Annotated in this window: 25 protein-coding genes; 24 read left to right on the plus strand and 1 reads right to left on the minus strand. The window is 41.1% G+C overall.

What is annotated here, in order from left to right; all coding sequences use genetic code 11:
- From JXA84_08370 to JXA84_08380, 3 genes are all read left to right on the plus strand, one after another.
- A partial coding sequence (locus tag JXA84_08370) for a hypothetical protein (GenBank protein MBN1151215.1) occupies positions 1-495 on the plus strand: 495 nt, incomplete at its 5' end.
- Positions 496-509: 14 nt separating this feature from the next.
- Positions 510-1,343 (plus strand): AAA family ATPase, encoded by an 834-nt coding sequence (locus JXA84_08375; protein ID MBN1151216.1) that lies wholly within the window; start codon positions 510-512, stop codon positions 1,341-1,343.
- On the plus strand, positions 1,343-3,658 hold the full coding sequence (locus JXA84_08380) for a hypothetical protein (GenBank protein ID MBN1151217.1): 2,316 nt from the start codon (positions 1,343-1,345) through the stop codon (positions 3,656-3,658). Before JXA84_08375 ends, JXA84_08380 begins: the two co-directional genes overlap by 1 nt.
- Here the strand turns inward: JXA84_08380 and JXA84_08385 are convergent, their stop codons facing one another.
- Complete coding sequence (locus JXA84_08385) at positions 3,659-4,912, minus strand: replication-associated recombination protein A (GenBank protein ID MBN1151218.1); 1,254 nt, start codon at positions 4,910-4,912, stop codon at positions 3,659-3,661.
- Between the two features lie 180 nt (positions 4,913-5,092).
- On the opposite strand from JXA84_08385, the gene mraZ reads away from it, so the two are divergent.
- The 21 genes from mraZ to JXA84_08490 form a co-directional block, all read left to right on the plus strand.
- The gene (gene mraZ, locus JXA84_08390; protein MBN1151219.1) at positions 5,093-5,521 is read left to right on the plus strand and encodes a division/cell wall cluster transcriptional repressor MraZ; all 429 of its coding nucleotides are present in this window, start codon (positions 5,093-5,095) and stop codon (positions 5,519-5,521) included.
- A gap of 1 nt (position 5,522) precedes the next feature.
- Complete coding sequence (locus JXA84_08395; GenBank protein MBN1151220.1) at positions 5,523-5,816, plus strand: STAS domain-containing protein; 294 nt, start codon at positions 5,523-5,525, stop codon at positions 5,814-5,816.
- Positions 5,813-6,703 carry a 16S rRNA (cytosine(1402)-N(4))-methyltransferase RsmH gene (rsmH, locus tag JXA84_08400; protein MBN1151221.1) on the plus strand — a complete coding sequence of 297 codons (891 nt, stop codon included), beginning with the start codon at positions 5,813-5,815 and terminating at the stop codon, positions 6,701-6,703. The genes JXA84_08395 and rsmH overlap by 4 nt, the downstream gene beginning before the upstream one ends.
- Positions 6,700-6,996 (plus strand): hypothetical protein, encoded by a 297-nt coding sequence (locus JXA84_08405; GenBank protein MBN1151222.1) that lies wholly within the window; start codon positions 6,700-6,702, stop codon positions 6,994-6,996. Before rsmH ends, JXA84_08405 begins: the two co-directional genes overlap by 4 nt.
- Positions 6,989-8,641: a penicillin-binding protein 2 gene (locus tag JXA84_08410; protein ID MBN1151223.1), complete on the plus strand. Its 1,653-nt coding sequence runs from the start codon at positions 6,989-6,991 to the stop codon at positions 8,639-8,641. The genes JXA84_08405 and JXA84_08410 overlap by 8 nt, the downstream gene beginning before the upstream one ends.
- Positions 8,638-10,098 carry a UDP-N-acetylmuramoyl-L-alanyl-D-glutamate--2,6-diaminopimelate ligase gene (locus JXA84_08415; protein MBN1151224.1) on the plus strand — a complete coding sequence of 487 codons (1,461 nt, stop codon included), beginning with the start codon at positions 8,638-8,640 and terminating at the stop codon, positions 10,096-10,098. The genes JXA84_08410 and JXA84_08415 overlap by 4 nt, the downstream gene beginning before the upstream one ends.
- Complete coding sequence (locus JXA84_08420) at positions 10,083-11,423, plus strand: UDP-N-acetylmuramoyl-tripeptide--D-alanyl-D-alanine ligase (GenBank protein ID MBN1151225.1); 1,341 nt, start codon at positions 10,083-10,085, stop codon at positions 11,421-11,423. Before JXA84_08415 ends, JXA84_08420 begins: the two co-directional genes overlap by 16 nt.
- A complete protein-coding gene (locus JXA84_08425; GenBank protein ID MBN1151226.1) occupies positions 11,416-12,498 on the plus strand; it encodes a phospho-N-acetylmuramoyl-pentapeptide-transferase in 1,083 nt (360 codons plus the stop codon). The genes JXA84_08420 and JXA84_08425 overlap by 8 nt, the downstream gene beginning before the upstream one ends.
- Before the next feature lie 3 nt (positions 12,499-12,501).
- A complete protein-coding gene (murD, locus tag JXA84_08430) occupies positions 12,502-13,848 on the plus strand; it encodes a UDP-N-acetylmuramoyl-L-alanine--D-glutamate ligase (GenBank protein MBN1151227.1) in 1,347 nt (448 codons plus the stop codon).
- Positions 13,835-15,103, plus strand: coding sequence for an FtsW/RodA/SpoVE family cell cycle protein (locus JXA84_08435; GenBank protein ID MBN1151228.1), 1,269 nt, complete (start codon positions 13,835-13,837; stop codon positions 15,101-15,103). Before murD ends, JXA84_08435 begins: the two co-directional genes overlap by 14 nt.
- Positions 15,100-16,158, plus strand: a complete 1,059-nt coding sequence (locus JXA84_08440; protein ID MBN1151229.1) for a UDP-N-acetylglucosamine--N-acetylmuramyl-(pentapeptide) pyrophosphoryl-undecaprenol N-acetylglucosamine transferase — start codon at positions 15,100-15,102, stop codon at positions 16,156-16,158. Before JXA84_08435 ends, JXA84_08440 begins: the two co-directional genes overlap by 4 nt.
- On the plus strand, positions 16,148-17,479 hold the full coding sequence (murC, locus tag JXA84_08445; protein ID MBN1151230.1) for a UDP-N-acetylmuramate--L-alanine ligase: 1,332 nt from the start codon (positions 16,148-16,150) through the stop codon (positions 17,477-17,479). The genes JXA84_08440 and murC overlap by 11 nt, the downstream gene beginning before the upstream one ends.
- Positions 17,472-18,338 (plus strand): UDP-N-acetylmuramate dehydrogenase, encoded by an 867-nt coding sequence (murB, locus tag JXA84_08450; protein ID MBN1151231.1) that lies wholly within the window; start codon positions 17,472-17,474, stop codon positions 18,336-18,338. The genes murC and murB overlap by 8 nt, the downstream gene beginning before the upstream one ends.
- On the plus strand, positions 18,310-19,038 hold the full coding sequence (locus JXA84_08455; GenBank protein MBN1151232.1) for an FtsQ-type POTRA domain-containing protein: 729 nt from the start codon (positions 18,310-18,312) through the stop codon (positions 19,036-19,038). Before murB ends, JXA84_08455 begins: the two co-directional genes overlap by 29 nt.
- 3 nt (positions 19,039-19,041) lie before the next feature.
- Entirely contained in the window at positions 19,042-20,271 is a 1,230-nt protein-coding gene (gene ftsA, locus JXA84_08460) for a cell division protein FtsA (GenBank protein MBN1151233.1), read from the plus strand.
- A 41-nt stretch (positions 20,272-20,312) separates the two neighbouring features.
- Complete coding sequence (ftsZ, locus tag JXA84_08465) at positions 20,313-21,584, plus strand: cell division protein FtsZ (GenBank protein MBN1151234.1); 1,272 nt, start codon at positions 20,313-20,315, stop codon at positions 21,582-21,584.
- Between the two features lie 286 nt (positions 21,585-21,870).
- Positions 21,871-22,419: a DivIVA domain-containing protein gene (locus JXA84_08470; GenBank protein ID MBN1151235.1), complete on the plus strand. Its 549-nt coding sequence runs from the start codon at positions 21,871-21,873 to the stop codon at positions 22,417-22,419.
- On the plus strand, positions 22,376-23,275 hold the full coding sequence (locus tag JXA84_08475; GenBank protein MBN1151236.1) for a hypothetical protein: 900 nt from the start codon (positions 22,376-22,378) through the stop codon (positions 23,273-23,275). Before JXA84_08470 ends, JXA84_08475 begins: the two co-directional genes overlap by 44 nt.
- 8 nt (positions 23,276-23,283) lie before the next feature.
- Positions 23,284-24,069 (plus strand): outer membrane protein assembly factor BamD, encoded by a 786-nt coding sequence (gene bamD / locus JXA84_08480; protein ID MBN1151237.1) that lies wholly within the window; start codon positions 23,284-23,286, stop codon positions 24,067-24,069.
- Complete coding sequence (nadD, locus tag JXA84_08485) at positions 24,069-24,638, plus strand: nicotinate (nicotinamide) nucleotide adenylyltransferase (protein MBN1151238.1); 570 nt, start codon at positions 24,069-24,071, stop codon at positions 24,636-24,638. Before bamD ends, nadD begins: the two co-directional genes overlap by 1 nt.
- The coding region (locus JXA84_08490) for a hypothetical protein (GenBank protein ID MBN1151239.1) at positions 24,635-26,495 on the plus strand (1,861 nt) is incomplete at its 3' end. The genes nadD and JXA84_08490, both read left to right, overlap by 4 nt.

The raw sequence follows: 26,495 nt of genomic DNA on the forward strand, positions 1-26,495 counted from the left end.
ACCAGGCTTCCTGCCGTGGAACAAGAAGTGGTCGATCTGACGAAAGAAATCATGAAGACAATGGAAAAGACGGAATTTTTTTCAGAGAGCAAAGCTTCCGACGAAACCAAAACAACTCTTGGAATTTATACGAAAGAGGAAAATTTGATTTCTCAGCCGCGCATAGATGGACTCAAAAAAGCCGCTGAAAGCTACCAAAGCAATATTTATATTGATAAAGGCATGAGCCCTGTGGAGAACGAAGCTTCTCAGCATATTGACGAAACTCTTGATATTGGGAAAAAAGCTGTTTTACAAGACGATAAAGCTGAAATAAAAAACTTGACAAGCTTTGAAGAAGTAAAACCTGACAAAACGATTCAAAAAGAAGATTCAAACGCGGTTAAAGAGAAAATCGATGAGGATGGGTTTCCGGGGTTTTCTTTTAAAGAACCTTTGACCGCAGAAAAAACACTTCAGGAAGAGGAATCGGAAGGCAACATTGATTTTTTGTAATGACAGGAGAATATATGCACTACAGGGATTTTTACGGTCTTAAAGAAGATCCTTTCAACAACATTCCTGATCTTAGATTTTTTTACCCCGGGAATGAATACACCAGAATTCATACTCGCCTTCTGAGAGTCGCGAAAGAGAAAAAAGGACTCGGAGTTCTCACAGGAAGTGTCGGTGCCGGCAAAACCACTATTGCAAGGCACCTGCTTTACCTTCTTAGAAACGATAAAAGCATCCAATCAGGACTTCTTGTTTTGATGCACAGCGAGTTTGAACCTGGTTGGCTCGTCAAGAGAATAGCCGGTCTTCTCGGCATAAGAGAGATTCCTGAAGACAAAACCGAGGCTTTGGCTATTGTGACGAAAAGGCTTCTTTTGTTCGATGGTGAGGGTAAGCATACAACAATTCTTATCGACGAAGCAAACAAGATGGTCAACCCTGATCAACTTGAAGAAATCAGAGGGTTTCTCAATCTTGAAAAGGGCAACAGCAGAATTATTACTTTTCTGCTTTTTGGTACTTCCGATTTTTTGAAACACTTGGAAAGAAACGAATCTCTCGCCCAGAGAACTGCCATGAGGTTAAAAATCAATCCAATGGATTTTCCCTCGACTGTAAAATATATACAACACAGGTTGAAAACAGCAGGGGGCGATCCCCAGATATTTACACAGAACGCATATTCGCTTATTTTCAAATATTCAAAGGGTAGTCCCAGAACCACAAATTCTCTTTGCGACAACCTGCTTTTTGAAGGAGCCCTGATAAATCAGAACCCCATAACTGAGAGTCTCGTCGCTGAAATCTCCGAAATGTTGGGCTTTGACAAGGGGGGAGAATCCTTTTAATGTCTTTGTCTCAAAGTGAAAAAAAGTTTTTAAAGCAAGTCTCGGATTACAAGCGTCAGAAGAGGTACGACGAAGCTATTGTAATATGCCGGAAATTGCTTGAGATGAACGAAGACCCTGAAATCCACCGGCAACTTGGCGATCTTTTGGAAAGGATCAATAAAAATGATGATGCAAAAGAGCACTTTTTAAAGTCGGCGAAGCTCTACGAAGAAACAGAAATGCTCAGGGAAGCTCTCGGAATATACACAAGACTCTCAAGATTGATGAAGGGTAAAGAAGACGAACTTGGATGGGACAAAGCGCAACTCTACATTAAACAGAATATGATAGCCGAAGCGATCAAAGAACTGACTTCCTATGGATTTTTAAAATTTGAACAGAACGATATTCATGAAGCGTGTAAATCATTTGATAAAATAATTGAACTCGACCCTATGAACATGAAAATAAGGGCGAAATACTCCAATCTGCTTGAGCAGGAAAGCCAGTTTCAAAAAGCAATTGATAATTTTGAGTTCATGAAGACGTATTTTGAAAAAGAAAACGAAATCCAGACCGCTAAAGATATAGAAAAAAAGATTGCATCGATAAAGTCAAAAATTAACACTGTCTTTTCAGGAAAACCAAAGGAAACAAAAGATGAATATGGAGAACCTACGGGTGACTTCGGCTTCATGCTGGGAGAATTCATCACAGAAGAAAAAACGGAGAAGAAAGGAGCTGAAGAGACTGAGATCGCTTCAAACATAACTCAGAGTTATTACGAGGATTTTCCCGTCTCCGAGAAAGACAGAAAGCAATCCGAGAGTTCTTATGTTGAAATTAAACTTGAAGATTCTCAACTCGCGCCTTTACCGAGTCTTTCAAAAATTGGCGAAGGCTCAGAAACTATAAGCTTGGGAGGACCTGAGCAACAACCGAAACCGGAAATTGAACTCGATATAAGCGACTTGAAAATCGACAGGGAATTGTCCGTTGAAGATATTTTCGAGACAAAAAAAACCGCTTCTCCTACTTCGCAGAAGACTTCAGGTGTTGGAAAAAAACTTTCAAAACAGAAAGAAGTTTCGAAAACTCCGGACGAAGAACTGTTTGAATTTTTAGATGAAGAGAAACGCGAATATGCAGAAATTACTGAAAAGACCGAAGATTTGATATCCGGTCTCGATTTGGACGAATTGATAAAAGAGATGAAGGAGGTAAAACCGGCAGATTCGGTTTTTGTTCAGAACGTTCAACAGAGGATTGAAGTTAACGAAAAGGTGAAGAAAAGAGAAGACACAATAGAGATGTCTTCTCTTGATCAGTCGCTGTCAATTGATTCTCTCCTCGACGGGGGGGTGGATTCATGGAGTAACTTGGCTGCAGAACTTGCAAAAGAAATGCTCGACAACAAATCTGCGGGAGAAATCAAGGAAACTCAAAACAAGATGCTCACGTCAACCTGGGAAGAATTTGAAGAACAGGCTGAATTGCTGCTGTCGGTGGGAGAAGTCGAAGAAGCAGTCGATTATCTTTACCAGGCGGCGGACGCATACTACGACGAAAACCAATTCGACAAAGCTTGGGCGCTTTACGAAAAGATTGTGGACTTGAGACCGTTTGAATTGCGGCCAAGACAGAAAATGGTTCAAATAGCTTTGAAAAGCGAAAATGCCGGCAAAGCACTACTGGCTTATATTTCTCTTTATGACTGTCAAAAGCTCAGAGGAGCTTTCATTGACGCGGAAGAGACTATGAAAAAATTGAGAAAACTCGCTCCAGAGGATCCCGCTGTGATATCCAGAGACGTCATGAAACCTATAGGTCCCCAAACTCAAAATCAATCAATTGAATTAAGCGACTTGCTTGAATACGAGCATCATAAAAAAGTTCCGCAAAATGACAACGTAGGCACCCTCATAGACGAATTCAAGGAAGAGGTCTATCAGAGCATAAGCTCATCTGAGAGAGAAAATTTTGACGCTCACTACGACCTCGGAATTACTTTCAAGGAAATGGGTTTGATTGAAGAAGCAATGGAAGAATTCAACATTGCTATGAAATCAAAGAAATCTTACGTTAAATCGGTTGAAATGATGGCGAATTGCCTTCTCGAACTCGAGAAAAAGTCTGTCGCGATCAAACAACTTGAAGAAGTAATTGCGAGAGACGAATTCAACGAAAACGAGCTTGTTGGGATAAGATACCTTCTGGGTAATCTCTATGAAGAAAGCGGAGAGGATGAAAAAGCAAAGCATCATTATTTTCAGGTGATGAAAGTTTATCCTGATTTTTCTGACATCAAAGACAGAATTAAAAAATACATGTGATCACAGATTCTCGTTTATTCCGCCTCTTTTTTTTTGCCAGAAAGCGATTCTTTTTTTGATTTCTTTTTCGAATCCTCTTTCGGAAGGAGAGTAAAATACTTTACTTGACAGGGAAGGGGGAAGAGTTTCCTGCCCTGAAAACGCATTTGGATAATCGTGGTCGTATTTGTATTCTTTCCCGTGTCCCATGCTTTTTGCCAGTTTTGTCGGGGCGTTCCTCAAATGAATCGGAACCGGGAGGTTTCCAGATTTTTTGACTGCAGAAATTACCTTTGCCCAAGCCGTGTAAACTGAGTTCGATTTTGGAGCTGTTGAAAGGTAAATAGCAGCTTCAACTATGGCAAGTTCCGCTTCAGGCATACCCACGTAGTCAAATGCCTGTCGGGCTTGAACCGCTACCACAAGGGCGTTTGGATCCGACATCCCGATATCTTCCGAGGCGATTCTAATCATTCTTCTCAAAACATAAAGCGGATCTACTCCAGAGAGTATCATCCTTGCGAGATAATAAAGAGCCCCCTGGGGGTCGCTCGATCTGACGCTTTTATGAAAAGCGCTTATCGTGTCGTAGAAAAAATCTCCTCTCTTGTCGAACAAGAGGATTCTTTCGAGCTTTTTTTCAATTTCATCTTCTGTTGTATTGTCGTCCATCAAAGATTCGAAAATGTTGATGGCTATTCTGGCGTCTCCTTCGGAAAATTGAGATATCTGAAGCAGAACATTTTCTGATACTCCCTCTTGACCAGAGATATGCCGAGCTCTTTTCAATATTTTCAAGATTTCTGATTCCGACAGAGGGTTGAAAATAAAAAGCCTTGTTCTTGACAGCAAGGGGGAGGTCACGTAAAAAGACGGATTTTCGGTTGTGCATCCTATCAAGGTTATGACGCCGGATTCTGCGTAAGGAAGCAAAACATCTTGTTGTGACTTTGAAAATCTATGGATCTCGTCGAGAAAGAGGAAGACTTTGGGAAAAAGACCTTTTTTTCCGTATTCGCCAATTTCTCTTATCTTGTTAACGCCTACCAAAACTGCGCTTTCGGAGTAAAAAGGAATTTTCGGGTTATTTTTTTTGATTATTTTCGCGAGAGTTGTTTTCCCTGAACCAGGAGGACCCCAAAAAATCATCGACGGGAATTTGTTGTTTCTAAAATAGGACTTCAATTCACAATTTTCTGACAGCAAATGTGTTTGACCGACGAAGTCTTCTAATTTATCTGGTCTTATTCTATCAGCAAGAGGTGAGTTTTCCATAGAACTATCAAACTATATTATATCAGGTCTTTTTAGGAAAGTTTTTTAAAAATAATTTTGTGCATTTTTAAAATCTATGCATTGATATTATTACTTTATATTTCCATAAAATATCACTTGACAATTCAATACGTGGAATTAAAATAACTTGTGGGTTAAAATGGGTAAAAAGGGGTAATAATGGGTTTTTATGGAACACACAGGTGCGCGATAGACGAAAAAGGCCGTTTTTTCCTTCCAGTTAAATACCGAAAAGATCTCAACGAAAACAGAATGTTCTTAACAAGGGGTTTCGACAGATGTCTAAATCTCTACACAGTCAGAGATTGGGATTCGTTTGAAAAAAAACTTCTTGAACTTCCAACGAGCAAAAAGGACGTAAGAAATGTATTGAGATATTTTATCGGATCAGGGGATTTTGTTGAAATTGACGGTAAAGGGAGAATGAAAATTCCGACGGAACTACTGTCTTTTGCTGAAATCAAGAAAGATTTGATGTCGGTAGGGAGAGGAAATTTAATCGAACTTTGGTCTTATGAAAATTTCAAACCAGTCATTGAAAGCATGGATGAAAAAATCACAGACCTTTTTGAGAATTTAGGAATTTGAGATGAGAAAAATGATCAGAAGAAAAGTTTTTTATATTTCGGGGGGATTTGACCCGTTCAACAAACCTTCCCAGATACGAAAATTAGAAAAATTGATACAAGAAGACGATAATGAAATTGTCATCGATTTGAAAAATCTTCATTATATGCATTTTGAAACCGGAAACCTTCTTGAGGAACTTAAGGAAAAATTGAGGTCAAAAGGCAAAAAATTGAAATTAAAGAATGTAAACGATTATTTTCTAAAAGTTCTGAATTTATCGGGAAACAACTGGAATCTGGATTTGACAAAATGAGCATTGTTGAGAAAAAAAAGGCAGAAATTCACGAACCTGTACTAGCTTCATTTGTTGTAGCTGTCTTTTCGGTGTTTTACGGAGGTAGTTTTCTCGACTTGACCGCTGGTCAAGGAGGGCACAGTCAATGGATATTGAGATCCCTTGATCCATCGCGTGTCGTCTGTGTGGACAGAGATAAAAATGCGATAGATTTTACAAAAAACCGGCTTGTAAAATACTCTTCCATTTGCGAATTTCTCAACGTGAAATTTTCAAAAGCTGTTGACTATTTGATTGAGCGGGGTGACAAATTTGACGCTATATTAGCAGACCTTGGAATGTCAAGCATGCAGCTGAGCTCTGACAGAGGGTTCAGTTATAAAGGAGAACAGCCTCTGGACATGAGGATGGACCAAAGCCAGACCTTGAACTTGCAAAATTTAATCAGTGATTCATCTTTGGATGACATAAAAAACATTCTTTCTGTCTCGGGTAAAAGAGATGAAATAAACAATCTTGCGACGGCGATATTCAAAAACAAAAATTGTATCAAAACAACGAAAGATTTGGCGGACATAGTAAGGAAAAATGGTTCCAAGAAAGATGCCGCCAAAAGACTGTCACGGTCTTTTCAATCTTTCAGAATAGCTGTAAATCAAGAAATCGAAGAACTCGGTGGAACTCTCGCTAAAATTCCGACTCTTGTCAACCAGGGAGGCAGGATCGCGATAATTTCCTACCACTCGGTGGAAGATTCTCTTGTGAAAAGGTGCGTTTTGGATTGGGAAAACAACAACATGGCTAAAAGAGTTTTTAAACGCACAATCAAACCTTCAAGGGAAGAAAAATTAAAAAACAGTAAATCGCGCAGCGCTCTTCTGAGATGCGCGGAGTTCTGGCGATGAGAAAAATCATCGTCATTTTTGTCATTGTTCTTTTTTTTATTTTTATAGAGTTCTTGCTGACTCTTAATCAGAGATCAGCAGGTATGTCTCTTGCCAATAAAGCTTTCGCGATGGAAAGGGAGGTTGACAGAGAACATCAGAAAATATTAAAGATACAGACGGTCATCGATGATAGTTACTTTTCAACAGAATACGCCAAAAATCTTTCCAAGGGTCTTGATTTTTTTTTCTTGAAAGAACCTGAAAGCCTTTTTCTCGAAATTGAAAACCTCGAAGGCGCGAAAGATGATTAAAAAGTGGAACAAGCATCCTAAAATACAACTGCTTACAATAATTGCTTTCGCTTCATTGTGTATATTTTTCTTTGAATCTGGCAAAATTGCAAGATCTGAAACATTTAGAAATCAAGCGAGGCTTTTGACCGCGTACAGTTTCTCGCCAGAAATACTCAGAGGATCTTTGATTGACAGAAAAGGCAGATGCATAGCTTATTCACACACATCTTTGTCTGTTTTCATGTACCCCGAAAGCGTTACCAATATCAATGATTGCGCTCAGAGGTTGGAGAGAATAGGAATTTCAAACTCCGAAGAAATTATTCAAAACGTCGAAGGCAGAAAAGGTTTTACCTGGATCGAAAGAGACGTAAGCGGAGACGTCAGCCGAAGGGTGAGAGAAGAAAATATATCTGGAGTTGGTGTTTTCTACGATCAAATAAGGAGATACGCGAGAAGCGTTTCTTTTGGAAATCTAACCGGTTGCGTGGACCCCAGCAACAGAGGGCTATCAGGTCTTGAATACACATTCGACAATTTTTTAAAGGGAGAAAATGACACCGCCATAATGTCTCTAACCCATAGAGGAAACCTTTATCTCGGGGAAGAACTAGACCAAAACACCAGATTCAGAGGAGACGATGTTTTCCTCTGCATAGATATGGATATACAAGACGCTGCTTACAATTCTCTGAAAAAGGCTGTTGAAACGTATTCGGCAAAATCAGGGACTGTCATTGTCTTGGATCCCAAAACCGGAGCCGTCAGAACCATGGTGACCGTGGGTGAGAATGATCTGAATATGACCGTGGACTGGCAATATGAACCAGGTTCGACATTTAAGCTTATTACTGCAGCGGCGGCTCTTTCAGAGAATTCTGTCTCACTCGATGAAATTGTAGAATACGGAAAATGCGAGGTTCAAATAGGCGATTACTTGATAAAAGACGCTGAAATACACGACACGTTGAATTTTAGAGAAGCTTTTGTGCATTCTTCCAACGTGGGAATGGTAGATGTGGCTAGGAAAACTGGGACAATGACTTTTAACAAATATATTCTTCTTTTTGGTTTTGGCGAAAAAACCGAAATTGATCTTCCTCATGAAGCGAGAGGGTATGTTCCTAAACCTAATGAATGGATAGACGTAAAATTGGCAACAGTTTCTTTTGGGCAGGGATTGTCTGTGACGCCCCTGCAACTAACAGCAGCGTATGCGGCTGTAGCCAACGGCGGATTTCTTCTCAGGCCCAAAATAGTTGACAGTATAGTTTCGCCTTCAAGAGTGGTTTTGATAAAAAAAACCGATACTCTCAGGAGAGTACTGACAGTAGACGTATGCGATACATTGACAGCCCTTCTTGTGGATGCTGTGGAAAGGGGAACTGGAAAATACGCAAAAATTGAAGACGTCTCTATTGCCGGCAAAACCGGCACGGCACAGATAGCCTCCGAATCAGGAGGTTACCGTGAAGACGCCTATATATCTTCGTTTATAGGATACTTTCCTGCCGAAGATCCGCAGTATGTCATATGCGTGATAATTGAAGAACCCAGGGGCGCCTACTACGGCGGGTATGTCGCAGCTCCTGTATTCAGAGAAATTACAGAATATATTATTCGTACCATGAAACTGATAGAGACAGCGAGATCACAGATATGACAAATATTGATGAAATAAAAGAAAATTTTCCAGAACTGAAAATTCACGGATACAGAAATGAAAACCCCTGTATAACCGGAATAGGACCCGATTCGAGAACTTTGGAAAAAGGGGATATTTTCGTGGTCACGGATGAAACTTCTTTAAAGTGGATAAAAGACGCAGTCGCCAAAGGAGCACCGGCTGTTTTGGCGCGAGAGAAAGTACAAGCAATGATAAAAGTCCCGGTAATTGAATGCAAAAATACAGAAAATGCCGCTCTGGATTTGGCTCAGTTTATATATAAAAATGAAATAAAAAATCTAAAAATCGTCGGAATAACAGGTACAAACGGCAAAACCACTACGGCTTTCATGCTAAAATCCATTTTCGAAAAAGCCGGACTGTCAACAGGCATGATTGGCACCACCGGACACTATTTTTCAAATGAAACGGAGAAAGCGTTCAACACAACACCACCCGCTTTAGAAATTTATAGGCTTCTCGGAAAAATGACAAAGAAGAGAATATGTCATGTGGTAATGGAAGTTTCCTCACACGCTCTCGAATTGGGCAGGATAAAAAACTTGTTGTTTGATTCTGTGCTGTTCACAAGTTTCGGGCAGGACCACCTCGATTTTCACGGAAGTTTGGAGAACTATTTCAAAGCAAAATTGAAAATATTCACTCTTATGAAAGAAAACGCTTTCTCCTGCGTCAATGGAGAAATTGTTTTCAAAGACAGTATTTCGAAAGCCACAGACAAGAGCATTTATTTTTATTCAGCGAAAGAAGAATCAGACTTCAGAATAATACCTGAAATTCAAAATCTAGACTCTTCTCGATTCCGTCTAGTCGGAAGGGACTGTGATTTTGAAATTGAACTGCATATTCCAACTCGCGTAAACATGTTTAACGCCGCGGGAGCCGCCGTATGCGCATTGAAATTTGGGATCGATGAGGAGACGATAAGCAATGGGTTGAAAAGAATCCGAGAAATACCAGGGCGTTTACAGAAGGTGAAATCAGGCGCCCCGTTCAGCATATTCGTCGATTTTGCGCATACCCCAGACGCTCTCGAAAATCTGCTTTCTGACTTGAAAAATTTGGAACACAAGAAAATTATTTCTGTCTTTGGCTGCGGTGGAGACAGGGATAAGCTTAAAAGACCTGAAATGGGTAAAATCGCCGAGAAATATTCAGATGTCGTCATTCTCACCGACGACAACCCAAGGTCTGAGAATCCAGATTTGATTATAGGAGAAATCATGGCTGGAATGACTGAGAAACCTCTTGTTTTTCGAGACAGAAAAGAGGCGATCAGAAAAGCGGTAGAAAAAGCCGGTGTAGGCGATATCGTTGTAATCTGCGGCAAAGGGCATGAAACGTATCAAATAACTCAGAATAAAGTAAGTGAATTCAATGACAGAGAAGAAGTAAAAAAAACTCTGGCGGAGTATGGATGGATTATGAATTAGAACGCATAGTTTCCGTAACGGGGGCAGAACTACACGGAATTGAACCTACGATAAAAGCTAGCGGTTTTTCGACAGATTCGAGAATTGTAGGAAAAGGACAAATATTCGTGGCAATTAAAGGGGAAAAAACTGACGGGCATAAATACTTCAAAGAAGCCTTAGAAAACGGTGCTCTGGCGGTGATGTGCGAAAAGAAGTTAAACGGTCCTTCGTTGACTGTCAAAAACTGCGTTGAGGCTATGGGACAGCTGGCCTTTGACAGGTTATCCAGATCTAAAGCAAAGATAGTAGGTGTGACAGGATCTTTGGGAAAGACCACCGCAAAAGAGGCTATCAAATCAGCTCTCGGATCTGCTTTAAAAGTCGAATCGAGTGAAGGAAATATGAATACAGAAATAGGGCTGCCTCTCACTATTTTAAACAAAGAGCGGGATCCTGACATTTTTGTGCTTGAAATGGCGGCGAGAAAAATTGGAGACATCGAATACCTGTGCGAGATTGCCCAACCCGATATTTCTGTTGTCACACAAATAGCGCCTGTTCATCTTGAGATCTTCGGTTCAATGGAAAATATCACAAAAGCGAAATTAGAAATCGCGCTGAAGACGAAAAATGGAGGTTTCGTGGTTTTAAACGGAGACGACAAAGAACTTTCCAAATTCAAAAAGTTTGAGGGAAAGACTGTACATTATTTCGGTATTGAGCATCAGAGTGTAAAAGACATAAGATACTCCAAAGAGGAAACTTCTTTCACCGTGCAAAACCACAGAGTCACTGTTAGAGTTCCAGCAAAAGTCGGTCTTTATGCAGGATTGGCTTCACTCAAGGTAGGTCAGATTTTAGGTCTTGAAATATCTGAGCTCGCCCGTGGTTTGTCTTCAATGGTAATGCCGCCAAACAGGTTTGGATTATTCCTGGTTTCCGGCAAAACCATCATAGATGATTCTTACAACTCAAGCCCAGTAGCGTTGGAAGCGGTGATGGATTACACCAGCCGGTACTTTACGGGAAAAAAAATAGCCGTTTTGGGCGATATGAAAGAATTGGGTGAAGACAGCCCAAGATACCATTTTGAAGCCGGTTCCAAAGCTGCCAAAAAAGGTTTTGCCGAAGTCATAGCGGTGGGAGACTACGCTAAAGACTTATGCCAGGGTTTTAATGAAAAAAGTTCTAAAAATTGTCATGAAGCTCAAAACTGGAAAGAGGCTTTATCGATTCTGGAAAAAATTATAGACAAGGGAGATGTAATTCTTATAAAGGGCAGCAGAGTCATGGAGCTTGATAAATTAGCTCTCGCACTTAAAAACGGCGGTAAAAGTGTTTAAACTGCTTATTCAATTCAAAGAAACTTTTTCTTTTCTCAACATACTGGGTTATATAACTTTCAGATCGGCTTATGCAGTTGTCACATCCCTTTTAATTTCTTTTTTGGCAGGACCCTATGTCATCAGGAAACTGGAAAAATATAAAACAGGGATGACCGTAAGAGAGTACACGCCGGAAGGGCATGAAAAAAAAGTCGGGACACCTTCAATGGGCGGCATATTGATAATAGTGTCCATACTAGTTTCGGTATTGTTCTGGGGAGACCTAACGAATAGAAATATAATAATCCTTCTGTTTTCTCTGGTCTGGTTAGGTGTTTTCGGATTTCTCGACGACTTGATGAAGATTAAAAGAAAAAAAGGCATGAGGGGAAAATACAAACTCGCGGGGCAGATAATTCTCGCAGGTTTTGTCGGTTTTGTTTTGTTTCGATTTCCTTCTCAAGGCGAGCTTAAGGTCACGCAGACAAATGCAATGTTTCTGAAAAATCTGATCGTCGATTTCGGGTGGTTTTATATTCCGCTGATTTTGACTGTGATTCTCGGCTCATCAAACGCCGTCAACATAACCGACGGTTTGGACGGATTAGCTGCGGGTTCCTTGGCTTCAGCTTTTGCCGCGTTTTCAGTTGTCGCTTACATAGTAGGAAATGTCAAAGCTTCTCAATACCTCCATATAGGTTTTGATCCTTCTGCGGCTGAAGTGACTATATTCGGAGCTGCGGCTTTCGGAGCTTGTTTAGGTTTTTTATGGTTTAATTCTCATCCGGCTCAGATTTTCATGGGAGATACGGGCTCTCTTTCTTTGGGAGGAGCTCTCGGATTGATGGCGGTTTTGTTGAAACAAGAAATTTTACTCGTGTTTGTCGGAGGGGTATTCGTCATAGAAGCTCTGTCGGTTATTATGCAGGTCGCTTATTTCAAAACGACGGGAGGAAAAAGAATTTTCAAAATGGCTCCTGTTCATCATCATTTTGAAAAGTGCGGTTGGTCGGAAAGCAAAATAGTAGTTCGGTTTTGGCTTCTCGCGGTTATGTTTGCTCTTATAGGTTTAAGCACTCTAAAGATAAGGTGATTTATGTCTGAAAAAAGAGTGACAGTAATAGGAGGAGGAAGAAGTGGGGAAGCGGCCGCAAAGCTCCTTGTGCACAACGGAATAGATGTTTTTGTGACTGACTCTAACTCAATTTCCGATGAAGTCAAAAGAAACCTGAGAGCGATGAATGTCAATTTTGAGGAAAACGAGCACACAAAGAGAGCCTTTGATTGCGACTGGGCCGTAGCGAGCCCGGGTATAAAAACCGATTCAGAGATCATTTTAAGTTTTAAAGAAATGAAAAAGAAAATAATCCCAGAAATTGAATTGGCGAAAAAGTTTATGAAGGCAAATTTGCTTTCGGTCACCGGCACAAACGGAAAGAGCACCACGACTGCTTTGGCGGCTCATTTGATAGAAAATAGCGGAGTGAAATGTCACGTGGGCGGAAACCTCGCTCCCGGAAAGCCTCTTTCAGAAATATCTATTGAAGCAAAACAAGGCGAGTGGGTAAGCGCGGAAATCAGCAGTTTTCAAATGGAGCTGGTTTCGGAATTTGAAACAGACGCTGCAATATGGACGAATGTTTCTAGAGACCATCTCGACAGGCATGGAGATATTGAAAACTACGCTTCTTTCAAGGCTGATCTTGTAAAGAGAGTGAATAAAAACGGATTCGCGGTACTAAATTCTGATGACCAAATCGTCCTGGAGACAACGATCGGGGCTGAATGCAGGAAATACTATTTTGGAAACGACAGGGCTATAACACAGGGGTTTATAGACGGCGATGTAGCTATTTTTCAGCCCGATCAGAGCGTGCGTTTTTCTATACGAGAAAACGAAACGCAGCTGAAAGGGCGACACAACCTCGAAAATGTTCTAGCTGCAGGTCTCGCGGCTTATTTCATAGGCGTTAAACCCGAAAAGATAATAGAGTCTGTTAAGACGTTCAAAGGTCTCCCTCACAGGCTTGAGAAAATTGGTGTGTTCGGGGGAGTATTGTTTATCAACAACTCAATGTGCACTAACGAGACAGCGTTCAGAAAGTCACTTGAAGCGTATAAAGGCGCGATTGCAATAGTTGGAGGAAAAGAAAAAAAAACAGATTTAAACGACATCGCCTTGTCTTGCAGGGATCTGGCTAAATTCGTGATACTGATAGGCTCGAGTGCTGATGAACTGTCCGAAAAGCTGAAAACATTCAATGTTGGACACGATAAGGTTCTAGACATGGACGAGGCCGTCATTAAAGCGTCGAAAATCGCCGTCAAGGGAGATACGGTCATTCTCAATCCAGGTATGGCGAGTTTCGATATGTTCAAAGATTTCCAAGACAGAGGTGAAACCTTTAAAAATTCGGTGAGAAAAAACTATGCTCCTTTATGAAGATAAGTTGGGAGATAAAATCAAAAACGCCAACTATGGTCTTTTGATTATTGTCGCGGTTTTATTGGGTATAAGTGTGATAACTGTTTTTTCAGCCCATCAAAGAGCTTCAATATTCAGTTTCGAAGCCACGAAAATTCCTTACAAGCATGTATTCAACATATTGCTCGGTTTTGCCGCTCTTTTTATAGCGTTTTGCATACCTTTAAAGAGGACTGACAACACTGTATTGATCCTTTTTTTCGCTTTTGTAGCTTCAGTTATGCTGTTCGGTGTGATTCTTTTCGGAGAAGACATAAATGGCGCACACAGGTGGATTAAAATCGGGAGTATCAATTTTCAACCTTCTGAGATAGCTAAAATAGTCCTGATATTTTACGTGTCACACTACATAAAGAAAAAAAACACGCGGATAAAAGAAACCAACGTCAAGTGGTCTTGGGGGCTTCTTGTCGTGATAGGCGGCATAATTGCTTTGATAGCTGTAGAGCCTGATGTATCTACCGCGCTGGTGCTTATTCTTCTGGTTTTTGTTTTCTTTTTTGTGGGCAGAGTTCCAATAAAATTTTCTTTTGTACTGATAATGAGCGTTTTGATCATCGGTGTAATGCTGTATTTACTGCCAGGCAGCAGATTCAAGCATATAGATGTCAGGATAAACAACTATATATCATCGATAAGACAGGGAGAGTTGAATTCCCAGGGTAACAAGCAGATAGAAAATTCAATTCTCGCTTACGCAAACGGCGGATTTTTCGGCAGGGGAATCTGCAGGGGTGAATTGAAAAATGGTTCATTCATTCCAGAAATTGACAGGGATATGATCGCTGCGGCGATCGGTGAGGAAATGGGTTTGGCAGGCGTGATTTTGATGATGTCTCTGTATTTTGCCATACTCGTAATTGGCTTCAAAACGGCAGTGTTTTTTGAAGACAAAGACAAGTACCTTTATTTTCTCGCGATTGGCATATCAGTCAATATTTTCCTTTTCGCGATTATTCACGCTTTTATAAGCATTGGAGCGCTTCCTGCGACAGGGTTGGTTTTGCCATTCATGTCTTACGGCGGAACTTCAATGGTCAGCAATATGTTTTTGATCGGAATACTTTTGAACATTTCTGCGCTTTCTAAAAACCATGAACTTAACGAGAATTTGATAAAAAAGAGAGAATTGATTTTTTTCAACTCTAAAAATGCCGTGAGCCCGGATCAAAGAAGGACACTTGAGCGCAAAAAAACGGTGAGAGCGCTTTGAGAAGAAGTAAACTGATAATAGCTGTCGGCGCGACTGGAGGGCATATATATCCGGCTTTAGCTTGTGCAGAAGAGTTGAAAATAAGATGTGAGTTGGTTTTTCTCGGCAGCGAAAGGGGATTAGGCGAAAAATTACTCAAGTCAAGCGGTTTCAGGTTCGAAAAAATTAAGAGTAATCCATGGGCAGGGAAAACGCTTGTTGAAAAATTACGGGCGTTATTTTCGTTTATTTCAGGAACTATTATGAGTTTGAAAATTATGTCCAGGGAAAAGCCGTTTGCTGTTTTCGCGACGGGATCTTTCACAACGGTTCCAGTGTTGGCTGCGTGCGTATTGAGCGCCCTTCCTTTTTTTATTTTCGAACCGGATGTTGAGCCCGGGATGACGACTAAATATTTTGGCGTAAAAGCCAAAAAAATATTTTTGTCATACGAGGACACTCGCGAACACCTGCCGAAAACCCACAGAACTCTTTTTACCGGAACTCCGGTGAGAGCCAGAATAGGCAAAGTACCATTTGAGGAAGCGAGAGAGAAATTCGGATTTTCTAAGAATGATAAGGTGATACTTGTTTTTGGCGGGAGTCAGGGCTCTGCGAAAATCGAAAAAACATTTTTTGAAATGTGCGAAAAATACGGAGTTCCTGAAAACGCAAAAATCATTGCTTCATCTGGTAAATTTTCACAGGGTTTGTTCGAGAAGTGCGGGCAAAGGATATTGTGCATGAATTACATTGAAGATATGCCTTCTGCTTACGCATGCGCCGATACGGTAGTGGCGCGCGCGGGAGCGATGACCGTAGCTGAATTGATAACGGCGAAAAAATTTTCTGTCTTGATCCCTTTGCCTATAGCGAGAGGTCATCAAGAAGAAAATGCTCGTCAGTTAGAAAAATTAGGTTGGGCTATTGTATTGAAGGAAAACGAACTCGATGCGCCTGTTCTCTACGAAGCTGTCAAAACAGCTCTGGCGAAAAACTTGGACAAAAAAGAAAACTATCACCGGATGAAAAATTCAGCTCGGTTAATCGCAAGGGAGATTTGCGGTGCAGACTAAAAACGTCCATTTGATGGGGGTATGCGGAGCAGGCATGACGCCTCTTGCTGTTATGATGAAAAAAAAAGGTTTCAATGTCAGTGGCTGCGACAAAAATTTGAATCAAAACGCAGATATTCTAAAAAACGAGGGAATAAAAATTGAAAAGGGACACTCGATAAAACATGTCGAAGGAATTGAATTACTCGTCTATTCCAGAGCCATAGACTTTTCTTGCGAGGAACTGAAAGCCGCCGAGAATATGAAGATAAGAATAATTTCAAGAGGAGAGGCTTTGAAGGAACAGATCGGGGACAGAGAATTGATTGGAGTCGCTGGAACTCACGGCAAGACTACGACGACTTCTATGCTCGTTCACGTTTTAACCGATAACGGCATTCGAGTTCTCGGAATGGCAGGAGGTTCTCCAATCGGATGGGAAAGCGGGTTGGTCTGGTCAAAAGAGGGTTGGGCTGTTTGCGAATTGGACGAAAGCGACAGAACTTTTCTTCTATTCAAACCAAGCTTGGGGGTCATAACTTCGATCGAAGCCGACCATATTGGAAAATATTACGCAAGTGAACAGGAAGTATGGGAAGCTTTCAGGGAATTCGCTTTGAAATCAAAGAAATGTTTAGTCCACGTATGCGACAAACTGACAGAAAATTTGGCAAAAATGAAAATTGATGGGCTTATGACAGTTGGCAAAAAGGGATATTGCGATTTTCTTTTCGAAGAAAAAGACGGATCGGCTTTCTTTAAAGGGCAAAAAATAAATTTGAAGATGAAAGGGAAACACAATCTTAAAAACGCTGCCGTTGTTTTAGCTGTGTCTGAAATGTTGGGTCTAAAAATCGAAGAAGCAGTTAAATCTCTTGAGAGCTTTCAGGGGGTAAAAAGAAGAATGGAACTTGTCATCAAAACAAAGCGCTGTGAGTTCATAAGCGATTACGCACACCACCCAACGGAAATAAAAAACGCCATAGATTCCCTTAAAGATGAAGGAAAAAAGATTACGGCGGTTTTTCAGCCCCACTTGTTTTCCAGAACGAAAGAATTTTTCTTTGAGTTTGCACGATCCCTTTCTGAAGCGGATGAAATAATACTTTTGCCGGTTTACCCGGCAAGGGAAAATCCGATTGAAGGCGTCGACTCAGGGTTGATAGCCGAAGCGCTTAAATCCATGGGCAGGAGTTCAACAATGGTCTTTTCTGAGAGCGAACTGCTGATGCTATTGAGGAAACTTAATCCGACTGGAATTATCACTCTTCTTGGAGCCGGAGACGCTGATCTAATGAGAGAAAACATAGTCCGTGTTTTAAAGGAAAACGCAAATGATTGACTGCCTTAGAAAAGTCGAACTCGCAGATTTCACTTCTCTGAAATTAGGAGGAAAAGCGGATTATTTTTGTTATGTTGATAATGAACTGAAATTCGATAAAATTGTTACATATTGTGATAAAAATAGTATACCATACATTATATTGGGTGCCGGGAGCAACATACTTTTCAGCGATGAGGGTCTGAGGGGGTGTATAGTGAAATTTTCGGGGAGCTTTCGGAATTTGAATTTTCGAGACAACATTCTACGCGCTGGAGCGGGTGTCACAATTTCAGAAGTGATCTCGAAATCGAGAGAAGCCGGTATGTCTGGTATTGAATGTCTTTATGGAATACCGGGAACAGTGGGAGGGTCTGTTTACATGAACGCGGGTACAAAATGGGGGGCTATTGGAGATTTCATAAAAAAAGTGAAGACAATGGATAAGGATTACTTTGAGGTGCGGAAAGAAGATTTTAAATACAGGAATGGTCCAAGAGAAATAATACTCGGAGTAGAATTCGAACTGCGGAGGAAAGATCCGTATGAAATCGAAAGCGTTATCGAGAAAATCAAAATATTCAGAAATGAAAGATTCCCAAGAAATTCAAGGACGGCCGGTTGTATTTTTAAAAACCCGGATGGAGCCCCTCCTGCCGGTAAGTTGATTGAGCAAGCTGGGTGGAAAGGAAAAGTAGTCAACAATATAATAATTTCTGACAGGCACGCCAACTATTTCATACCTATGAGAGGCGCTAAAAGTTCGGAATTCACCGATTGTATGAAAATCATTCAAGAAGATATCATGAAAAGATTTTCTGTAAAACTTGAACCGGAGTTGAAAATTTACGATGAAAACGGCAACAACAAGGAATTTTAAGTTTATCTCAGCGCTTTTAGTTGTAGGAGCGCTGTTTTCTGCCGGAATAGCGGCGGGTAAACTGGATTTCTTCAGAATAAAATACGTCGTTGTGGAGGGTAACACGGAATTCAGTTCAGACGAGATTCTCAGTCTATCGGGTGTATCGCTTGGAGATTGCGTATTTTTCATAGATATTCGTTCAGCTGAAAATGAATTATCCCGGAAAGTTTTCGCGGAAGATATTCAAATAATAAAGCATGGTTTCAACACCCTCAGAATTGAAATCATCGAAAGACGCCCTACAATTTCAATTGGCGAGGGCAGAGGAGTGGACTCAGACGGGTATATTTTACCAATGGATACAACATTCGCTTGTTTAAAAGCCGAGACATTTTTTGAATACGGACAAACTGAAAACAAACTCAGGGGTGAAGACAGAATTTTAAAAGAAGTTGCAGAAATTTGCTCCCGTGATGTCGATTTCTCTTTCTTGAGTGAAGTTGTCGTCGAAAGAAAAGGTTTGTCGGTTATAACCGAGGACGGAATTTATGTCTATATAGGTAATTCAGATTTGCTGACTTGCTTAAGGATAATAATGACATTGAATGGAACAGAATGGTGGGATTCAGGGTATTGCTATGATTTAAGTTCTCCGGGAGAACTTCTGATAAGCCGAAAATCTTTTTATGGAAACAACAAAGACTGCTATGGGGGATAATTTATGGATAAAAAAATGATATCAACTGCGCTGGATCTCGGTTCGAGCAAAGTCTGCGCGGTGATAGCAGAGATAGCTTCGAGAGGAAAGATAAACGTCATCGGAGTAGGGGAATCACTGTCTGAAGGAATGAGACACGGAGTTGTGATCAACCTCGAAAAAACGGTTTCTTCTATAAAAAACGCCATACACGACGCCGAAGTAATGGCGGGGATTCAAGCTGGACCTGTCAGTATAGGAGTCACAGGAGAGCACATCAAAGGAATAGCGAGCAAAGGAGTGATCTCGATTACGAGCAAAGAACAAGGCATTACGATCGCAGATGTCGAAAGGGTAAAAGAATCGGCGAAAAGCATAGCAATTCCAGCTGAAAGAGAAATAATCCATACTCTGACCCAGGATTTCATCGTGGACAATCAGCCTAACATTGTCGATCCGGTGGGTTTGATGGGAATGAGGCTTGAGGCGATTATCTACATAATCACAGCTTCAAGTCTGGCTCTCGGAAACATAAGAAAAGCAGTTGAAGGGGCTGGGCTGTCTGTGGAATCAATGATTTTACAGCCCCTTGCTTCTTCTTACGCTGTTCTGGGAGATGAAGACAGGCAACAGGGCATTGGGCTTTTGGACATAGGCGGCGGGGTCACCAACATAGCTATTTGGTACGGAGGGTCCTTGCGGGATATCGGATTGGTAAAACTCGGGGGAGATTCAATAACAAGGGATATATCTATGGGGCTTGCCACTTCTTACGCTTACGCAGAAAAGGTAAAAAGAGACAAAGCTTCCGCCCACCCGGCTTACATTGACCCGGATGAAGTTATTGAAATTCAAGCGGTCGCAGGAAGAGCCAACAGGAAAGTCACGGCTCAAAGACTTCAGGAAGTCGTAGAAGCGAGAGTCGAAGAGATACTTGATTTTTCCTTCAGGAAAATCCAGAGAAGTGAATACGCTCACAACCTCGCCTCAGGTATAGTTCTCACGGGAGGTTCTGCCAATTTGAGGGGAATCATCGAAGTCGCAGAAGAAATTTTTGAACTTCCAGTCAGAGTTGGCGTTCCGGGAGAAGAACTGCTTGGTATGGTAGAAGCCGTTTCTTCACCTTCATACGCCACTGCTCTGGGGCTCATAAAATATTCGATTTCAAACCAGGAGGATTCTGAGATCCAAGGCGAAATGGAAAAGAAAAAAATTGTAAAAGGTTTAAAGAAATGGCTGAGCGATTTTTTTTAAATCTTACCAAGGTAAATTGCTATAGCGAGAAGGAGGTATAAATGGGAATATTTGAAATGGCTCCTCAAGAGCTTCCGCTGGCTAAAATAGTTGTGGTAGGCGTCGGTGGGGCCGGTGGTAATACAGTGAATACAATGGTGGAAGAAGGCATTGAAGGAGTTAATATCATAGCCGTAAACACCGACCTTCAAGACCTGATAAAATCAAAAGCCCAAAAGAAAATTCAGATAGGAAAAGAAACAGCGAGAGGCTTGGGGACAGGTTTTGACCCTGATAAGGGAAGGAAAGCTGCCGAAGAGAGCATGAGAGAAATCGAAGAGATTTTCAAAGGCATAGACATGGTTTTTATCACAGCAGGAATGGGAGGGGGGACAGGTACAGGTGCTTCTTCTATTATTGCGAAAGCAGCGAAACAGTCAGGCGCGGTGACTGTTTCCGTAGTCACTCTGCCTTTCAACTGGGAGGGTAAAAAAAGGTATGATGTCGCGACGGATGGAGTTAAGGACCTTTCTAACACCTCCGACACGATACTCGTGATACACAACGACAACATCAGAACCCTGTATTCCAAGCAGATAACCGCAAAGGACGCTTTCAAATATGTAGACGGAGTTTTGGTGAAAGCGACCAAAGGAGTTTCGGACTTGATAATAAAACAGGGACACATAAACCTCGATTTTGCCGATATAAAAAGGGTCATGGGCAAAGGAGGAAAAGCTTTGATGGGAATAGGTTATGGATCCGGAGAAGACAGGTCCATTCAAGCCGCGAACGAAGCTATCAATTCTCCGCTTCTCGACAATGTATCGATCACGGAAGCTTCAAGTGTCTTGGTAAACATAACAGGTCCGGACGACCTCAAGCTTGAAGAAATTGACAATGTGATGAAACTCATTCAGGAAAAAATCGGAGATGACAGCGAAAAGGAGATTTTGTTCGGTATCAGATACGAAAACACTTTGGACAACAGAATAGAAATCACGATTATCGCGACTGGGATAGGCGTCAAAAAAGGCAGAAAGGACAACAGAAAAGAAGATTTCGTTTTGAACAGAAACGAAAGAACAAATACATCTGAAAATCAATGGGCATGGAATTCTGAAGACACAAAGGACGAGCTTTTTGATTCAGAAATACTCGAAAACGCAGAAGAATCAGTTGAAGAGACTGAAGAAGAAAGGGAAAACCGTAAAAAAGAGATTTTCAACAAGAGACAGAGAATGAGAAAAAACCGACCTATTGAAGATGAACTAGATTTATACAACGCCGATGAACTAACTGAACCCGCTTATTTGAGAAGGCAGAACAATTGATTGTAAGTTCTTTTGCAATTTTGATCCATATAGAGATTAAAGGTTTATTAGAAAAGTCAATAAATTGACAAATTATGCGTTTAGCTGTAATAAATAATAAAAGGTCGGCAAATTCTCGACCTGTGATAAGAACCTCTCACGAGAGCGAGAATGTTATTTTCGCAGATGAAAATCTTGTAAAGGTTTTAGTTCCTGAAATTTCTTTTGCCGGCTTCTGCGCAAAAAAGGATTTACTGCGAAAGAAATCAAGCCATGGGAAGAGACCATTTTTGGAAAGAGGTAAAAAATGGGGATAACACCGCTCGAAATAAGGAAAATGGAGTTTAAAAAATCTTTCAGAGGTTTTGACGTTCAGGAAGTTCAAAGTTTTCTTGAAATAGTCGCCGACCAGTTGGAAGGTCTAAACAGAGAAAACATGTCAATAAAGGAACAACTCAGGAGCTTGGAACAAAGGCTGGATGATTATAAAAGCATGGAGTCCACTTTGCAGAGCACTCTTACATCGGCTCAGAAAACATCGGAGCAGATAAGGAAAAATGCCGAGCAGGAATCGGATCTCATAATTCAGAACGCCAAACTGCAGGCGGAAACAATAATGGAAAAAGCGAGATCGCAGGTCGTTGAAATAACCAGCGAGATATCCGCTTTGAACACCCATAAGGTGAGCATAAAAGCGCAGATCAAAGGATTCCTCGAAGCTCAGCTCAAAGCTATTGAGACAGGCGAAATAAAATACAAAAAAGTGGAAATTGACGATGCTTTTCCTCAAATAAAACGCAAAATAAAAACAAATGCACCGACGCTTGACAATCTCTTCGAACAAAAAAATATTTAGCGTTATACTTTTCGCTATACTGGCTTGTTCAGTCAGGGCTCCCTCAAAAAGACTTGACAGAGCAAGGCAACTTTATTACGACGGATTTTATGACAGAGCAAAAGTTGTACTCGATTCTTCAATTTCATTTGATCACCTAAGCGATGACGAAAGATTGGCAGGACTTGTCCTGTCGGCGGACATTGACATAAAAAGAGGGGAATACGCGAGTTCTTCAGCTGTCCTGGAGGAAATCTATTCGAGCAGAATGGATTTCAAAGATACCGTAGTGATGAGATACCAGCAGATAATTGATAAATTGGCTTACGAGGGGAGATTTTCAGAAGAGATTTATTTTTCAAAAAAACTTTTCCTCATAGACCAAAACGCGGTCAGAAAAGAAATACTGCCGGAGTTGACGAGGTCTTTTTTGATGTCCGCTGATACCGCGAACGCTATGAACACCCTTTTGCGATCTCTTTTGTTCGAGGAAAATTCTCTTAACGCGTGCATGACTTTGAGCGACATTTATAAAAACAGGAAAATGTATGAAGTGGCAGTTTCTTGGCTGGATTCAGCTATTATAAAACCTGATGCCGACAAAATTCAGATAATGCAGGATAAAGCCGATATACTCGTTGAGATGTCAAAAGAATTGATTCGGCAGAAAAGACAGGGAGAAGCATTGAATTATCTTGCGGAAGCTTCTTATCTGACTCAAGGCTCTACTTCAGCTGAAGCAGCTTGGCTCGCGGGGAGCTTGTATGTCGCTTCTGAAAATTACCAAAAGGGTAGAATATTTCTTGAAAGAGTTTTGGAATTGGAAAGAAGTTCTATAACGAGAGAAAAAGCAATAAAGATGTTACAAATGATTTAGGAGAAAACGTGAGGATAATTTTCATCGCTTTAATTTTGGCGTTTCTTGGATGTTCGACCAAGAGAATTGACATAGCAAGGTATACGGACGAGGAAGCCGCACTGGCAGTCGCTCAGGATCTTTTCGAAAACCGAAAATACGATGAAGCTGCCCAGGCTTTCAACTATGTCTATATGGGGTTTGATTTTACCAGAAACAAAAGTTACGCCCTTTACATGGCTGGACTGTCGTATTACGAAGACGGAAAATACGATGATGCGATTGAAACTTTCAAAGTATTTTACGGAAAATATGGAGCTGACAGCTTGATTCCAAGCGCTCTGTATTATTGGGCTAAATCTTACGAGGAATCTTCTCCTTCTTTCGAAAGGGACCTTTTGAAGACGAGATACGCTCTTGAGACCTACAAACTTTTCGCGGCACGGTTTCCCTCAGACCCAAGGGTGACTGAGGCGACCGAAAGAATCAGAGAATGCGAAAATGTTCTTTTGAAGAAACTCGTCTATGAAGCCCAGGTTTACAAGAAAATGAACAAGCACGAATCGGCTTTTGTCGTTTTGGCTACCGCCGCGAGGATGTATTCTAACTCGGATTATATTCCCGAGGCTCTTTACGAAGCCGGAACGGCAGCGGCGGAAATTGGCGATTTCACAAACGCGGGTAAATTTTTGTCTGAAGTTTTGAAATACGACGGCGAGTACGCCCTTAAGGCGAGAGAAGCCCTCTCAAGACTCGGTATACCCGAAGGCGCATACCCTGACCTGTATCCCGGTGATTCCTCCCAGGAAGAATAATGAAGCTGGGGATTTTTGGCGGAAGTTTCGACCCCCCTCACATAGGCCACCTGATATTTTCCACGGACGCTCACAATGATTTCGGAATAGATGAAGTTGTATGGCTTGTCAACCACACCCCTTGCCATAAAACAAAACCAGTCCTTCCTTTTGCCCAGAGAATCCAATTCTGCAGGTTGATCACAGAGAAATTCAACTTCATAACTGTATCCGATTTGGAAGAAAGCTTGAGTAAACCCAATTACACCTTTGATTCTTTGCAGAGTATAAAAAAGGGAAGAGGAGAAAAGGATGAATACTTTCTGATGATTGGAATGGATCAGGCAAAAACTATAGACACGTGGAAAAATTCGGACTCACTAAAAGAAAACTGCCAATTCATCGTCATGAACAGGGGGGATGAAGAAGAAGAAAACTTGCTGAACTTGAAAGAATACAGGCTTATAAAAAGAAGAATCGATGTTTCTTCAACAGAAATCAGAGAAAGGATAAGGAAAGGCGATGAATACAAAGCCTATTTGGGCGAACAATTGGCGGATTTAATAAAAAGCGCGGGTTGTTATAGGTGATTATAATAGATTCCTCTTCAATAGCATACAGAAGCTATTTTGCCCTTCAAAGGGCGGACCTTAAAACTCCGGACGGAAGGGAAAGCGGAGCTGTCTATGGTTTTCTTCAAACGTTATTGTCTCTCAAAAAATCTTTTCCAGGCCATGATTTGGTTGCAGTTTTCGACAGTTCAAAACCTTCTTTCAGACGCGATTATTACGAAGGTTACAAAGCCAACAGGGAGAGGATGCCTGAACCTCTTGCGGCTCAAGTTGAAGCCCTTGTCGAGAATCTACCGTTTTTCGGATGCCCTGTACTGAAGATGGAGAAATTTGAAGCCGACGACATCATCGCCTCGTTGGTCAGGGTTCATTCTTTTTCGGAAGATATTTTAATACTTTCGAAAGATAAGGATTTAGCTCAACTTGTAAAAAAAAATATTTGCCTGATATATCCCGGGAAATCAGGAGATTGGAACGTGATGAATGAAAAAACCGTCAAGTTCAAATTCGGTGTTGAGCCTTCACAGATAAAGGATTTTCTTGTTCTGACAGGAGATACAAGCGACAACATACCGGGCGTGCCCGGGGTTGGTCCCAAAACCGCGGCTAAATTGCTCGAAAAAGGAGGTGATCTTGAAGAGATTATCCGTAACCCCGAGATTTACGCCTCCAAAAAGATCGCTTTGTCGATCAAAAACAGCAAAGACATAATAGACAGGGCAAAAAAGCTTATCGAGCTCAAATCGGATCTTGAAGTCCCGGATATTCAGGCGTTGAAAAATAAAAAAGTCTCAAAAGAGTTTATGGACTTTTTAATTCAATGGGGTTTAAAAAAAATGGCGCGGGAACTGGGCTTTGAAAGAGACGAAAAGTTAGATTTAGACAGAGAAGAAAAAAGTCTTTATTTTGAAGGGGGATTTATCTCTGCTTCTCACAGAGACGGGATTTTATTGTGGTCTGGAGAAGAATTAGACCTATCGGATGATAAAAATATTTTAAAAAAAAGAAAAGATAAGAATATTATTGTTAGCGACGACATAAAAAGAATAATGGTAGATGAAAACTTCATACCGGATAAATTTGAAGACTTAGGAACTGCATCTTACATAATTGATCCTGAATCCGGTCCGTTTGACTGTGTTTCGATTGTCAGAAAGCACACTGGAATTATTTCCAGCTTTGAGAAATCGTTGTTATCTCTTCCGGGATTATGGAAAATTCTGAAAACAGAGATGGATAGACTCAAACTGGTCAGTTTATATGAAAATATTGAAAAACCTCTCATACCCATCGTGTCGGAAATGGAGAAACGCGGAGTTTACATTGATTGTGAATACTTACAAAAAATGAGTCTTTCTTTCACAAAAGAACTCCAAGAAATCGAGGAAGGCATAAGAAAAATCACCGGTCGGGAAGTAAACCCGAGATCCCCGAAACAACTATCGGATTACTTGTTCGACGAGTTAAAGCTTCCTTCCGTCTCGAAAACAAAGACCGGCCTCTCTACCGATTCTCACGCTCTTGAGCAAATCAGAGCTCTGCATCCCATCGTCGATCTGATTCTCGAGCACAGATTTATTTCAAAAATGCTATCTACGTACATAGACGTGATCCCCTCGTTGACTGACGAAAACCGGAGGTTGCACTGCAAATTTGATCTCAGGGCAACCGCAACCGGAAGATTTTCCTCCCGCGATCCCAACCTTCAGAATATCCCTTTTAAGAATCCGAGGGCGAAAGAGATAAGAAAAGCGTTCAAAGCTCCAGGGGGAAAAAAACTGCTTTCTGCGGATTACTCACAGATTGAATTGAGACTCGCGGCTCATCTGTCGGGGGATGAAACTTTTTTAAAGGCTTTCAGGGACGGAGAAGACA

The organism is candidate division WOR-3 bacterium, from assembly GCA_016926475.1.
GTDB lineage: Bacteria > SDB-A > SDB-A > SDB-A > SDB-A > JAFGIG01.